At 44.9% G+C, this 737-nt stretch carries 1 pseudogene; it reads right to left on the bottom strand.

What is annotated here, in order from left to right:
* Positions 1-737, bottom strand: a pseudogene (locus ACP45E_RS14285) (efflux RND transporter periplasmic adaptor subunit); the annotation flags it as partial.

Genomic DNA, 737 nt, shown 5'->3' with positions numbered 1-737 from the left:
GCTCAATAGTGGCTTTTGGAAAAGCCAAGTCGGCTTGAGGGATACCCGATTCATTGCGGCTAAATTCACCCAATGTTGATGCCAAGGTTTGCAAGTCGTGTATAGAGAGTTGTGCTTCTACTTCCATGACATCGATACCGTGAGCGATGATCATTGTTTGTTGTTGATTCACCACTTGCTGCTGTTCAATATCGACTTCGGCAATGCGTAAGTTTTGCGGCAATACAATGGAAGTTTTCGCTAATAGCCTCTGAGCTTCTTGTACCTTTGCAGCCGCAACCTTCACCGCTGCTTCCGCTACCCTTCTATCATCAGGCATGGTGATCAATTGATGTTCTATATCGAGCACCAGCTTTTGCTGCGATAGACTACTCTGTTTTTGCTGATCCACATCCGACTGTGATGTTAAGCCTTTTTTACGCAAGTCGAGTTTTCGCTGAAGTTCGGTGTTGGCAATCTTCAAACGATTCTTTTCGATATCTAACGTCTGCTTAAGATTCTTTTCATCTAAATTCAGCTTAGTCAGTGACGTTTTACTCGATTTATAATCGGCTTCCGCCTGTACCAGCTTCAATTCATAATCGAGAGGGTCGATTCGTAAGACTTCTGTCCCTGCTGGGATTATCTGTCCTTTTTCAAGGTTTGGATGACGGTACACAACCTTACCCGTGACCTCTGAAATGGCTGACCATTCCACTTTTGGCAGCACTTTACCAAACCCTATAGCCAGTGGCGCC

It is taken from the genome of Vibrio genomosp. F10 str. 9ZD137 (genome assembly GCF_049974785.1).
Taxonomy (GTDB): Bacteria; Pseudomonadota; Gammaproteobacteria; order Enterobacterales; family Vibrionaceae; genus Vibrio.
This window is presented reverse-complemented; position numbering and strand designations above follow the sequence as displayed.